Origin of the sequence: Pseudofrankia coriaricola (assembly GCF_032027725.1) — a bacterium.
Classification (GTDB): domain Bacteria; phylum Actinomycetota; class Actinomycetes; order Frankiales; family Frankiaceae; genus Pseudofrankia.
Window position 1 is genome coordinate 35453 of sequence record NZ_JASNFO010000105.1, and the last position, 13658, is coordinate 49110.

Annotated in this window: 6 protein-coding genes and 1 rRNA gene; 1 reads left to right on the forward strand and 6 read right to left on the reverse strand. The window is 74.1% G+C overall.

Going from position 1 to position 13658, the window contains the following annotated elements:
* Positions 1–115: 115 nt before the first annotated feature.
* Positions 116–547, reverse strand: coding sequence for a tetratricopeptide repeat protein (locus QOZ89_RS40120; protein WP_071047256.1), 432 nt, complete (start codon positions 545–547; stop codon positions 116–118).
* Between the two features lie 588 nt (positions 548–1135).
* On the opposite strand from QOZ89_RS40120, the gene QOZ89_RS40125 reads away from it, so the two are divergent.
* The gene (locus tag QOZ89_RS40125) at positions 1136–2521 is read left to right on the forward strand and encodes a DUF1015 family protein (RefSeq protein ID WP_312629337.1); all 1386 of its coding nucleotides are present in this window, start codon (positions 1136–1138) and stop codon (positions 2519–2521) included.
* Between the two features lie 256 nt (positions 2522–2777).
* On the opposite strand, the gene QOZ89_RS40130 is transcribed toward QOZ89_RS40125, so the two are convergent.
* From QOZ89_RS40130 to rrf, 5 genes are all read right to left on the reverse strand, one after another.
* Positions 2778–4031 (reverse strand): hypothetical protein, encoded by a 1254-nt coding sequence (locus QOZ89_RS40130; RefSeq protein WP_312629339.1) that lies wholly within the window; start codon positions 4029–4031, stop codon positions 2778–2780.
* A gap of 3318 nt (positions 4032–7349) precedes the next feature.
* Positions 7350–8765 (reverse strand): thioesterase domain-containing protein, encoded by a 1416-nt coding sequence (locus QOZ89_RS40135; protein WP_312629341.1) that lies wholly within the window; start codon positions 8763–8765, stop codon positions 7350–7352.
* Positions 8766–9073: 308 nt separating this feature from the next.
* Positions 9074–10399, reverse strand: coding sequence for an argininosuccinate synthase (gene argG / locus QOZ89_RS40140; protein WP_312629343.1), 1326 nt, complete (start codon positions 10397–10399; stop codon positions 9074–9076).
* A gap of 510 nt (positions 10400–10909) precedes the next feature.
* Positions 10910–11521, reverse strand: coding sequence for an HD domain-containing protein (locus tag QOZ89_RS40145; protein ID WP_198543104.1), 612 nt, complete (start codon positions 11519–11521; stop codon positions 10910–10912).
* Between the two features lie 2038 nt (positions 11522–13559).
* Positions 13560–13658, reverse strand: a 5S ribosomal RNA gene (gene rrf / locus QOZ89_RS40150); the annotation flags it as partial.

Genomic DNA, 13658 nt, shown 5'->3' on the forward strand with positions numbered 1-13658 from the left:
CACCGCGCCGCGCCGCGGGCCGCCGGCCAGCGCGCGTCGTCCGCCGGCGTCAGGGTGGGAGGCATCCGTCCTGGTGGGCGACGGAATGGCCGCTCTGGGCGGCCGTCCTCGTCGGTCATACGGAGCGGGCCCGGTTCAGGAGCGCGCGGGCCCCCCGCAGCTCCCGGCCATAGTGCTGGATCTCCGGACGCATCGCCGCGGCCAGCGCCAGGTGCTCGATCGCGGTAGGCAGGTCGCCGGTGCGGCGGGCCGCCATCCCCAGGCCGAACTGGGCATAGTCGTCGGTCGGGTCCTGGTCCACGATCCAGGCGAACGTCTCCAGCGCCGCGTCGTACTGCCCGGCATCGAACTGGGCACGGGCGAGCGCCTCGCGCGCGCTGCGTGACTCCGGCTCGGCGGCGCAGGCGTGCGCCAGCAGCTGGACCGCCGCGTTGGCGTTGCCGTCTCCGTGCAGCGCGACACCGCGGGTGTACCAGTCGTACACGCTCCCGGCGGGCGAGCCCGCCGGGCCGGACTGCCGCGCGCCCTCGTCGAACTGCTCGGACATCAGCGCCTCCCAAAGACCTGCAACGCCAAACCGGTAGACCGTCATCCGCCTGGTGGGCGTCTCCGGCCGCCGCCGGTCACGCCCCTCGCCCACCCGCCCGTCAGCCCATCCGCGCCCAGCGCGGACCCGCCGAGGTCCTCCACCCGGGCCCGGGTGGAGGACCTTGCCCGTCGTCCAGTGTCTCCGCTCAGACGCGCCGCGTACGTCCCTTCGTCGCTTCTCATGCCCCAGACCCGCCTTGGCCGTCTGTGCCCCGCTTCCCTGCCCCGCTCCCGTGCCCCGCTCCCGTGCACGCCACCCGTGCCCAGCTCTCGGCCCGGGCGGTCCTGACCGCCTGGCGGTCAGGCGGCCGGCGCCTCCCCGCACGCTGTCCCCCCTCCGGCAGGACGGGGATACCGGGCCCGGCCAGGCGTCGACGGTGGGACCTCCAGCCGCGAACCGCCCCGTCAGGGGGTCGTTCGGTCCCGCCGGGGACAGGGCTCGCGCAGGGGCGCAGGGGCGCACCGGCGCCTCGGCCATGTGACCTAGGTCGCTTCACAGCCGCGCCGGCGAAGCTCCACGATCGCGCGGCCGCCGGCGGCCCCTACGATGCGGGCCATGGTTGACGACGCCGCCGCTGCCGCCGCTACCGACGTGCCCACCCCCGCCGGCCTGGTGCTCGCGCCGTTCCGCGCGGCCAGGTTCACCGCCGCCGCCGGGGCCGCCGAGAACCTGGCGGCGCTGACGTCCCCGCCGTACGACGTGATCGATGACGCGGGGGTGACGGCGCTGGAGGCAGCCGACCCGCACAACGTGGTCCGGCTGATCCTGCCCAAGGACCGCTCGGCCGGCGAGCCCGGCAGCCGCTACGCGCGCGCGGCCGAGACCCTGGCCGACTGGCTGGGCTCCGGCATCCTGGCGCGCGACGACGCGCCGGCGCTCTATGTCTACGAGGAGGAGCAGGACGGTCACCGCCAGCGCGGCCTCGTCGGCGCCGTCGCGCTCGCCGACCCGGACGCCGGGATCATCCTGCCGCACGAGAACACCATGGCCGGCCCGGTCTCCGACCGGCTGGCGCTGCAGCAGGCGACGCGGGCCAACCTCGAACCGATCTTCCTGCTCTACGAGGGCGGCGGCGAGACCAGTCGGATTGTCGCGGAGACCGTCGCCACCGAGCCGCTGCTCGCCACGGTCACCGATGACCGGGATCCCTCCCAAATCGGCGAAGGCGATTCGGGAGGTCGTGTCGCGCACCGGATCTGGGCGCTGACCGAGCCGGCCACGCTCGTCACGATCGCCGCCGACCTGCTGCCGCGCCGCGCCGTGATCGCCGACGGCCACCACCGCTATGCGACCTACCGGCACTACCAGGCCGAACGGCACGCCGCCGACGACGGCCCCGGCCCGTGGGACTTCGGTCTGACCTTCCTCGTCGACGCGACCGTCTCCGGCCCGCAGGTGCACCCGATCCACCGGGCCGTGCGCGGCCTGTCCGTCGCCGAGGCCGCTCGCCGGGCCGAAGGTGCGTTCGCCGTGCGCCACCTGACCACGGCGGGCGCGGCGGGCTCCGCCGACGTCGCGCTGCTGCTCGACGAGCTGGCCAAGGCCGGCCAGGCCGGGCACGCGTTCGCCATCACCGACGGCCGCGACGCCTACCTGCTGACCGAGCCAAGCGCCGAGGTACTGGCCCGCAGCCTGCCGGCGGACCGCTCGGCGGCCTTCCGCGGCCTGGACGTCACGGTCGCGCACCTAACGCTGATCAGCGACGTCTGGGGCCAGGAGGACAAGGTCGGCGTCGTCGACTACTTCCACGACGCCCCGGCCGCGATCGCCGCGGCGGCGGGCGGCGCCGGCACCGCGCTGCTGCTCAACCCCACCCCGGTCGCCGGCGTGACGGCGGTCGCCGGGGCCGGTGAGCGCATGCCGCGCAAGTCGACCCTTTTCACCCCCAAGCCCCGCACCGGCCTGCTCATCCGCCTCCTCGACGAGTCCTGAGCGGGTGTGGTGGGCCCCCCCCCCCCCCCCCCCCCCAACCCCCCCCCCCCCCCCCCGCGCCCCGGGGGGGGGGGGGGGGCCCCCCGCCCCCCCCCCCCCCCCCCCCCGCCACCGCACCACCCGCCACCGCACCACCCGCCACCGCACCACCCGCCACCGCACCACCCGCCACCGCCCCGCAGAAGCGCGACGAGGGCCGGCGCCGGGGGCTCCCGTTACTCAGGCGGGAGACATGCCGATGGCAGCCTGTCGTCCGCTAGTCGTCCACCTGCCCGTCGTCGGCGGGGCCCTCGGCCTTCGCCTCGGCGGAGGCCTCCTGACCCAGCGGCAGGCGCTCGGCGGCCGGGATCTCGCGCAGTCCCAGGCCGCTGAACAGCACGCTCAGGTCCGGCAGGCCACCGGGACGGGCGGCCTCGCGTCGGGCCGGCTCGGCCTCAGCGGCGGCCGGCTCACCGGTGCCGAGAAGCGCGAGCGACGAGCTCCCGTCGTCGAACAGCACCGGTGCGACGCCCTTCGCGCCGTTTGCCTCCTGGGAGTCGCCCGGGCCCGGGTCGCCCTCCGCGGAGGGCTCACCGCCCACCACCGCTGATGCCTCGCCGCTGACCGCCGCCGAGGCCTCATCGCTGATCGCCACGTCCGGGCCACCGGCTACCACGTCGCCACCGGCGGCGTCCTGGCTCGGCGTGCCCGCGCCGCCGGGCGCCACGTCACCCGAGGGCGCCACGCCACCCGAGTCAGTCTCGTCGGCCGAGGAGGCCGCCGCTCCGGACGCCGGCGTCCTGGCGGCGACCGGCTCGTCCGCGGATGTGGCCTCCTGGGCGGCGAGCTGGGTCATGAGCTCATAGGCGCGCTCGTTGGCGTCGGTCTCGTCCTCTTCGTCGATCGCCGCCGCCGCCTCGAACGCCCGCAGCGCATCCCCCGGCCGGCCCGCGTCGAGCAGCGCCTCGGCGTAGGCGTAGCGCAGCCGGGCCGTCCACGGCCGCGGCTCGCCGGGCCGGGTCGCCTCGTCATGGAGCAGGACGACCGCGGCCTCCGGTTGGCCGAGGTCACGGCGCGCGCCGGAGCCGACCATCAGCAGCTCGGCGTGCCCAGCCGGGTCGAGCGTCTCGATCGACGGGTCGCTGAGGTAGGCGATGGCCCGCTCCGGGCGGCCAAGTCCGCGCTCGGCATCCGCGATCATGGGCAGGTAACGCGGCGAGCCGTCCATCCGGCGGGCCGTGCGCAGCTCGACCAGCGCCGTCGCGTACTCCCCCGCGTGGTAGGCCGCTATGCCGGCGGCCTCCCTGGTCGCGGGCAGCCGGGCCGCGAGGCTCGCGGCCGCGCGGCCGTGCGCGAGAGCGAGCGCCGGGTCGTCGTCGAGGAACATCGCGGCGGCGACCAGGTGGCGCGCCACCACCTCGGCGAGACCGGTCGGCAGGCTGCGCAGCTCCTTGCGGACCTCCAGGTCGAGCAGCTCGGGTTGCGCCTCGTCCGGCAGCAGCGGCGCCTCGACGCGCGGCCGGGTGGTCAACGCCGGCCCCTGGCCGTGCTCTCCCGGCCCGGCCCGACGGTCCGTGGCCCGCCCGGCGCGCCGGACCGGCCGGCCCGACTCGCCTTCGTGCCCGCGCGCCCCGCGTCCGGGAGCACCCGGCCGCGCCGCGGCACCGCCTCGCGGTCCCCGGTCACTGGCCCGCGGCCCACCCTGGCCGCGCGGCGACGTCCCCCAGCCACCCTCGCGCCTGGGCCCTCTCGCCGCACCGGCCGCATCACCACGCGAGGCGCCCGCCTCGCGATGGCCGTCCATGGACGCCGGCCGGGCAGAGGCCCCGCCGCCACCCGTCTCACCGGAGGTGCCATGGCCCGCCGTGCCGCCGCCGGCCGGCGCGGACGCCGCCGTGTCGTCCTGGCTCGCCGTTGCCGGGCCGGCCGCGGTGGCCGGCGACGCCGCCAGCACGGTCGTGCCCGGCCCTGCTGGCGGCGTGCGGCCGGCAGCGGGCTCGACCGCTGTGGCCTCGCGGGCTACGGGCGCCGCGCCCTCGGCCGGCAGCGCCCAGGACGGCGGACCGGCCGGGCGACGCTCGCCACGATCACGGTCGTAGCGGGCGCCCCGGCTGTCGCCGTGCCCGCTTTCCCCCCCATGACGACGATCGTCCCGGCGGCCACGGTCCGCCCCGCCGGCGGGGCGGTCCGGGCGCCCTGTTGGCCGGTCGTACCGCTGGCCGTCTCGAGGCCCCTGCTCGGGCCGCGGCGTCCGACCATCCCGGGCGTCGCCCGCCCGGTCACGGGCACCGCCGGCGCGGGCCGCGCCGTAGCCGCCGGATCCGCCGGATCCACCCGCGCGGTCACTCCGATAGCCACCGGAACCACCGGGACGGTCACTCCGGTAGCTGGAACCGGCCGCACGGTCACCCCGGTAACCACCAGAGCCACCGGATCCGCCGGATCCGGTGGATCCGGTGGATCCACCAGAGCCGCTGGATCCGCCCGCGCGGTCATTCCGATAGCCACCGGATCCACTGGGACGGTTACCGCTGTAACCGCTGGAACCGCCCGTCCGGTCACCGCGGTAGCCAGAGCCACCCGCACGGTCACCGCTGTAGCTGGAACCGCCTGGGCGGCTACCGCCGCGGTCGGAACCACCTGTGCGGTCACCGCCGTAGCTGGAACCGCCTGTGCGAGTACCGCCATAGTTCGAACCGCCTGCGCGGTCGCCCCGATAGCTGGAACCGCCTGTGCGGTCACCGCCGTGGCCGGAACCGCCCGCCCGGTCACCGCCGTGGCCGGAACCACCTGTGCGGTCACCGCCGCGGTCCGGCCGCTCGGGGCGGTCCGTTCCTGTTCCCCTCCGGTCTGCCTGGCCCGGCCGGTCGGACCAGGCCGGCCGGCTGGGGCGCTCGGCCCGATGATCGTCCGCCCGGTCCGGCCGGCCAGCGCCCGGGGCCCGGTCGGAGCGCCCGCTCCAGGCGGGACGCTCGGAACGCTGCCCGTCTCCGCGCCCCCAGCCACCGGACTGACCAGGCCGGCCGGAACCGCCGCGACCGGCGGAGCCGTCGCCGCCGGCGTGCCCCTGTCCGCTTCCGCCACGGCTGGCCGGACGGTCGTCCCGCCGATCGCTCCGCTCGCCGCCCCGTTCGTCGCGCTCCCGCCATGGACGGCCCGGCCCCGCCGGACGGTCGCTGCCGTGGCCGTCACGCGCCGGGCCAGGACGGTGGCCCCGATCGGCCGGACCAGCTGCCTGGCCGAAGCGACGCGGGCGCTCCCCCGATCCGTTCGCATCCGCGGACCAGTGGCGCTCCGGCCGGCCGCCGGGACGCTCGGCACGGCTGTCACCGCCGGCACGGCCCGCCGTGCTCCAGCCGGTCTGGCGGGCGCCAGAAGGCCGGCCACCGGCCGCGTCATGCCCTCCCCTGCGGTCCCCCTGCCCGCCACGGGCGGACGGCCCGGCGCCACCGGACCGCTCGCGCCAGCCGGAGCCACCCCGTCCGCCGGACGGACCATCGCCGGCCGGGCGGTTACCTCCGCGGAACCCTTCTCCGCCGCGGGCGTTGGCTCCGCCACGGGCGTTGTCGCCGCCGCGGAAGCCGTCTCCACCACGCGTGCCGGACCGGTCGGCACCGCCGGCGCCCGCGTACGGCCGGCGGTCGCCCCGCTCGTCGCCGTCGCGGCGATAGGAACCTTCACGCGCTGCCGCGGGCCGGTCCGGCCGGGCACCACCGGCACCACCGCGGGGACGCTCACCGCCGCCCCATCGGGTCGCCGGGCCGCCGGCGCCGCGGCCCGCCGCCCCGCCGGAGCCTCGGTCACCGCGGAAGCCATCCCGACGCCGGTCGTCGCCCGGCCCTCCGGCTTCGGCAGGTCGCCCGCGCGACCATCCGGTCGCCTCACCATGTCCGGGAGCCTCGTCGCGCCGGTATCCCCCGGCCCGGTTCGGGCCACCGGCCGCCGAGGGCCGATGTGGCCGCTGGGCGCCCGCGCCCGCTGCCCCCCGCGCCTGGCCGCCGGCCGCGCGCCGCCCGCCCGCGCCGCCACCGGCCGAGCGGGACCAGCCACCGGCGCCGCCGTGCCCGCCACCGGCGCGGCCAGCGCGGCGCGGGGCGGGGGTGGACCCTCGGGAAGCCGACGGACGTGCTGGCTCCCCACCTGTGGGAGACGGAGGGACTGCAGAGCTCGACATCGTCATCGCTTCCGATCGGCCCACGCCATCGTGGGTTCCACTGTTGACTTCTGGTTACGTTCGTCTAGCTTCGTGACCGCGCGCCCCGCTGGGGCACCTCGCCCACACATCCCACCCGGAGGCGGGCGGTGGCGCACAGGTCCCGACGCGGCTGCCCGCACGGGCCCCTCCGCCAGCCGCGGTGGGCCGGCGGCGGCCGGTGGCTCGCCGCGGATCGGCGGGACCGGCATGGCCCTCGGAGAATGGGCCTCGGTGAATCGGTTGAGAGCCTGTGAGCATGGCCGGCACCGTGCCGGATGAAACGCCGATGCCGAGACCCGGGCGGCCCCGGCGACCGGCCACCAGCACTGACAGGCGAAATCACCTGACGGGCGGGTCGCTGATATGACACATCACCGCCGGACACCCACCCAGGCAGGTGCACCTCAGGCGGCGCTGGCGATGCGCTGTCCTCTACGGTAGTCCTCCGCTCGGGCAGGCCGTGGCCAGTGTGCTCACGGACGCCCGTAGGCCCGGCGTATCCGCGAGCTTCACGGGTGTCGTGGGCACCCACCGCGGCGACCGGAGTGGCGACGGGCCGTGCCGGCGGCCGAGGACGCCCAGACGAGGCACAGGCTGGGACCCGACGCGGCATCCCTGTCTGGGGTCCGGGCAAAGCCCCGGCCGGCCGGCTGCCTACCGCCAACCAGCGGTCGGCGAGCCGGGCGAGGCCGCCAGATCCCGATCAGGCGCGCTGGCGAGCATGGCGCGCATGTCGTCGACCAGCCGGCCGAAGAGCGGCTCGCGCAGGACGCTGTTGTGGTCGCCGACGACGGTGCGGGCCACCGCGTCGCCGGTAAGGATCTCGCCCCAGGGGCCCTCGACCGGCCGGAGGCCCGTCTCGGTATCGCGGGCATCCCACAGCAGCGCGCGTCCCAGGTAGGGCCGCGGCTTGTAGGCCATCATCAGGAACCGGGACTGGTTGAGGAAGTTGTCGGTGTGCCAGGTGTCCGGCAACTGGACGATGCCGGTCAGCGGCAGGCGGGCCAGCTGTGCGGCCCGGTCGAGCATGACGCGCAGCTTCCGGGCCGCGCCGCCGTCGCCATCCGCGTCAGGCTCGGCCTCGGCGGCCAGCGAGGGTGTCGGTGGGGGCGGGGCCTCGCCGTGCGACTCGACGAACGACCCGGACAACGTGAGCTTCACCTTCGTGGGTGGGAAACTGTCGACGATCGTGAGCAGGGCCACCTCCTCGCCGATCGCGGTGAGCTGCTGGGCCACCTCAAGCGCGATCACGCCGCCGAACGAGTGCCCGAGCAACAGGTAGGGCCCGCGAGGCCGAAGGAGCCGGATCGTGCGCGCGTGCCGACGCGCGATCGCCGCGACCGACCAGTCCGGGACGGCACGGTGCGACAGCCCGTGTGCCTGCATCGCGTAGACCGGCCGCTCGCCGGCGAAATGGGTCGCGATCCCCGCCATGACGACGGCATAGCCTCCCGCGCCCACGAAGCAGAACAGCGGCGTGCCCGCGCCGTCGGTGCGCAGCGGGAGCACGTCATGGTGGCGCAATGTGTCGATGTCGGCGTCGGCCTGCGCGACCAGTCGGGCGAGTTCGGCGACCGTGTTGGCCTGCGCGACCGCCGAGAACGGCAGCGGCACCCGGAGCTCGGACTCGATCCGCGCTGCGATCTCCTGGACGAGCGGATCGTCTCCGCCCAGCGCCCGGAAGTCGTCGTGGATGCCCACGGTCCGCAGGCCCAGCGCCCGCGCCCACACCCCGGCGACGGCCTCCTCCCAGTCGTTGCGCGGCTCGTCGCCAGCCAGGGGCGGCGGGGCCGACGGCAGCGCGGTCCGGTCGGCATCGCCCAGGACAGTGCGCGGCAGCCCGGGCACGACCACGACCGTCGCCGGAACCGCGGACTGGGGCAGCCCGGCCGCCAGCAGCGAGCGGCGGACGGCCGCCGGCGACGGCTCGCTGCCGGGTGCCGGCACCACGTAGGCGACCAGCCGGGGCGGCTCAGTCGCCCGGTCGGTCACCACCACCGCGTCGGAGACGTTCTCGGCGCCGAGCAGCGCCGCCTCGATCTCGACGGGCTCCGCCAGGTAGCCGCGCACCGCTCACCATCCCATCAGCCGCCCAGCACCCGAGACGGTATTAGAGCACCCTTTGTCGCGGGATGTCCGCCCCGGGCCGCCTCGGCAGTCGGTCCGAGAAGGGGGATCTCCGGCTCGGTCCGCCGTTCCAACGTCCGTCGTCCGAAGTCGCGTCATGCGCTGGTGGGGGTGGAGGGCTGCGGCAAGGCACCGGTGGGGGAGGAATCGTTGGTCAGCGTCGGGTGACGGTGGCGAGCCCGTCGGGCCGAGGACCCTCCGCGGGAAACCGCCCGATCTCCGCCTCTGGGCGGGACGCGAGCGGGTTCGCGCTACTCGGTCTCAAGGAGTCCCTGGACCTGGCCGGCACGGGACGCCGTCCGCGCGCCGACGCCGAGCACCTGCAGAAAGCCCTCGGAGTCCTTGTGGTCGAAGGCGCCGACCCGGCTCATCGACGCGTCCTCTTCGCTGTAGAGCGAGTGCGGGATGTCCGCCGCGCCGGCGAAGTTGACGGTGCCCCGGTAGAGCTCAAGCGTGATCGAGCCGGTGGCGAGCTGGGCGACCTCGGAGACGACCTTGCGCGCGAGCTGCGAGCCAAGGTCCTCGCCATAGGCCTGGTACAGCTGCTCGCCGAGGAAGTCCGACGCGAACTCGAAGATCTTCCTGGCCCGGCGGTCGAGGATCGTCTGCAGCAGGTACTCGTAGGCGCTGCCCAACAGCTCCATGCCGGGTGCCTCATAGACACCGCGGGACTTCACTCCGACGAAACGATTCTCAACCAGGTGCAGGTTGATGCCGACGCTGTGCCGGCCACCGATCTGGTTGGCAAGCTCAAGGACCTCCGCCGCGTCCGAGACCGCCTGGCCGGCGATCGAGACTGGACGGCCCTTCTCGAACACGACCGTGACCAGTTCCGGCTGGTCAGGGGCGTCAACCGGGCGGACACCCATGATCGGGTTGACGAAGTTGGCGCCTGTGGTCAACGACTCGAGCACGCCGGCCTCGTGCGTCAGGCCGAGCAGGTTGGCGTCGGTGGAGTATGGAGACGTGCGGGTGGCCCGGATCGGTAGGCCGTGCTTCTCGCAGTAGTCGATCATCTCCTCGCGCCCGCCGAAGGTGTCGAGGAAAGCCTGGTCGCGCCAGGGCGCGTAGACAGAGACACTGGGCGCCAGCATGTTCGGGACGAGCTGGAACCGGGCCTGGTCGTTGCCCCGGCCGGTCGCACCGTGACTGAGGATCTTGATGCCACGCTCGAGAATGTGCGGAAGCATTCCGCGGATCGTGACGTACCGGCCCAGCGGGGTCGTGTTCCAGTACCGGCCCTCATACCGGGTGAGGCCCTGGACAGCCTGAATGCCGGCCTCGCCCATCTCGGTACGCAGCGGGACGACGACAGCCTCGACCGCGCCGCAGGCCTTCATCCGCTCGGCGACGACGTCGAGGCCCTCGCTCTCGTCCGGCTGGCCGAGGTCCGCGGTGAAGCAGATGACCTTGACACCGTGCGAGGTCAGCCAGTGGGTGACCGTGCAGCTGTCAAGCCCACCCGACGCGAAGAAGGCGACGCTCTCGCCCTTGAGGTCCTTGATCTCCATGTCGTCCCGCTCCCGTCCGATGGGCCAGTTGGATCCGTGACCAGCCAGCATCAGGCCGGCCGCCATCGGCGGCTCCGGATGCCCAAGTCTCCCGCGTTCCGCCGCATCACGACGGCGGTTCCCGGCGTCCCGCCGCTCAGTGACCCTCACCAGGGCCAAGCGACGGATTACAGCCTGCCTGGCCAGCAGCCCGCGCCCCCGCCCCGGACGCTATGACCTGACCCGCACCTGCGCCCGCAATTCTATACATGCCTTCGCATGTTCATCCAACACCCGTGCGCCAGACCACCCGTCACACGACCTATGCCTGGCCGCGGAGGCCGTGCCGCATCGAGTACCCGGCGCGAACGAGCGCTGAGCGGCTCGCCCGAGAACCCGTGGCGCGACCGCTGGACCACTCGTCGGGCGGCCGAGAACTTGTCGAGCCGGCCGACTGTCAGGCCCGACGGCCGCCTGGCCCGACGGCCGTCGGGCCGTCAGCGGTCCAGTTGTCGGGCCGCCCGATCGTCGGCGATCGGCCGATGGCCATCGGCTGGGCGAGTTCCCCACGGCCCGGCCTCCCTGACCCGGCCCGGCTCAGTCGACGGCCGTGGAGCTGGATCGGCGCGGGGCCGCCATCAGATCGCGGATGAGCGGCTCGTAGTGCTCCACCGGGTTGGTCGGGTAGCCGGGGTCGAACGAGGTCTGGTCGTATTCGGCGCAGAACTCGGCGGTGAGGTCGAAGTTCGGGTTGCCGCGATGCCTGTCCCGAAAGTTCCGATCGAGCCCGAAATGCTGAAAGTAGTAGTAGCCCTGGAACTCGGTGTGGTACCGAACCATCCAGTGCAGTTCGGGCGACACGAACGGCTTCACGATGGCGGCAGCGATGTCGGCGTGGTTGTACGGGGCGAGGGTGTCGCCAATGTCGTGCAGGAGCGCACAGAGCACGTAGTCATCGTCGCGGCCAGCCCGTTCCGCCCTGGTCGCCGCCTGCAGGCTGTGGGTCAGCCGGTCCACCGCGAAGCCGCCATGCTCGCCGCCCAACAACCCCAAATGGGCGATAACCCGATCGGGCAGGCCGCGTTCCAGCTCTTCGCTGGCCTCCTCGATGATTCGCCAGTCCTGCACGGTGCCTTCGGTCATCGCCCGGAAGGACGCCCGCCTGGTCATCGGCGAGACCCGCGTGCTCGTAGTGGTCAGCTGGCTCATCAATTCCTCCACGTGACGTTGACACAGCGGCGGCCTCTTCCCACCATCCCCCTCCCGTCGCCTCTGCGTGCCCCGTTCAGGCGCACTCGCGGATCCAGGGCGACGGCATGGTACGAGCCCGTCCGCTCGGAGGCGGTACGCCCGCGCCGCGCGATCGCCGGCTCGGCTCAACGCGATGCGACTAACGCGGTCTCCCCGCAACGCAAAGGCCACCGCCCCCGGCTACGGATGCCAGGTCACGTGCGGCAGGCTGCCTCAGCCGAACGGGCCGCACCTGTCCGCGCTCGCCGATCCGCGATGGTGCGAGCGCCCGCCGGCTGCATGCGTTCCGCGGAACGGGAGACCGTCTTCGACAGCAACCCGGACACCGCGCGCCCGCGGGACCACCGTCACGCCTCGACCACGTCACCTGCGACCGCTGTCAGGCGGGCCGCGCCGGCTGGAATATGCGGGCCTCAGGGCGGGCCGCTCACCGCGCGCGTTCCGCGGAACGCGGAGATCATCGTCGGGCGCAGGTCGGGCACCGGGGACGAAGGGCGACAGGCGAGAGGCACTGAGCCCGTAGTGGTGGACGGCGGGATGCCGCCTGCTCACCGCGCGCAGTCCGCGGAGCGCGGAGACCGTCGCGGACGAGCGGGCAGAGCATCAAAATGATCGATCGGAGGCACCGATGCCCGGACTGACCGACGTGGGATGCTGTCCTTCGGCACCCGGCGATCGAGCACCGGGGAAAGCGCCGACACTTGGGTGGCGTCGGGGCCCGGTCCAACGGTGCCAGCGGCACGCGCCGTCCTTGCTGTCCAGAAGTCACCTCCGCTCCGCCCATCGTTTCGGGGAACAGAAACGCAGAGCCGAGACCGCCGAGAGCGTTCTCAGGGCCGGCGTACACGAAGGGAAGCCCGGTAGTCGCCCGGGTCGGGCCCCTCGACGCTGTTGTCAGGCCCGAGTCGGACAAGCCTGACCTCGCAGCCGGCAATCGTAGCGGTCGTAGCGGAGCTCGGATGGGTATGCAGCTCGATCGTCATCGCCGCCTGGCCGGGAACGGCCGCCGAAAGGGCCACTACCGCATCGCCCGCCCAGACGCACTGCAGACGCTCCGATGCCGGGCACCGGCTGTCCTGCCTCACGCTGACGAAAGTCAGCGTCAGCCCGCCGTCGGACGCCCGCCAGGTCTCGCCTGGCGCGAGCGTGAACTCACCACCCGTCGGGTCTGTCCGCGGAGTGGATCGAGCCGGTGGACTCGGCGTGCCAGCAGGTGTTGACGAGACCGTCCCCTCAGGTCGAGCGGGTCCGCCGGGCGAAAGGGCGGTCGACGGGACCGTCGGGGGCGGTATCGCTGGTGTCGCTGTCACAGACGGCGCGACGGAACGGCCCGCCGGCGATGCCGCTGTGTCTCCGGAGCACCCCGCCGTCAGGAGCAGTACGAGCGGAGCCCCTCCCACGAGAAATGCCGCCATCCGCCGGCCTCGGGAGCCCATCATCGGCCACCTCCACCCGTCGAGCCCGATCTCTTCGTCTTGGACGAGAGCATGACCGCGGCGGTTCCACCAGAGGCACGAAACGTCCGGCCAGCCCCGAGCCCACTAGAGCCGGGACTCATCGTCTGGCGGATAAGCCGTGGCGTTTAGGCGGCCGATGGGACCTTCCCTGGCCGCCCAGCGCCACCCCTGATCGACCAAGCCCAGGCTGAGCTCCACCGCAAGCCCCAAGTTGAGCCCACACAAGCCGAGATCCACACGGTTCCGCGGAGCGCGGTCGGGCGCTGGGGCGCCTTCGGTTGGTGGCGGGGCGGCCTGTGCCGGAGGCGGGTGGGTCGCTGTTGCGCTGTGGGGTGGTGCGCGTTCGGGCAGGTCCGTGGGCGCAGGTCGCCGGGCGGGCTGGTCGGGGTGGGCCGGGTGGTGTGTCGGGGCCGGGTCTGGAGGTGTGTGGGCCGGTGGCCGGCGGTGTGGTCGGGGGTGTGGGGGGTGTGGATATGCGGAAGGCCCGTCGTCCGCGCCAGAGTATTCTCTGGGGGACGACGGGCCTTCCGTCAATGATTGTTCGGCGGTGACCTACTCTCCCACCCGGCCTCCCGAGCAGTACCATCGGCGCTGGAGAACTTAGCTTCCGGGTTCGGAATGGGACCGGGCGTACCCTC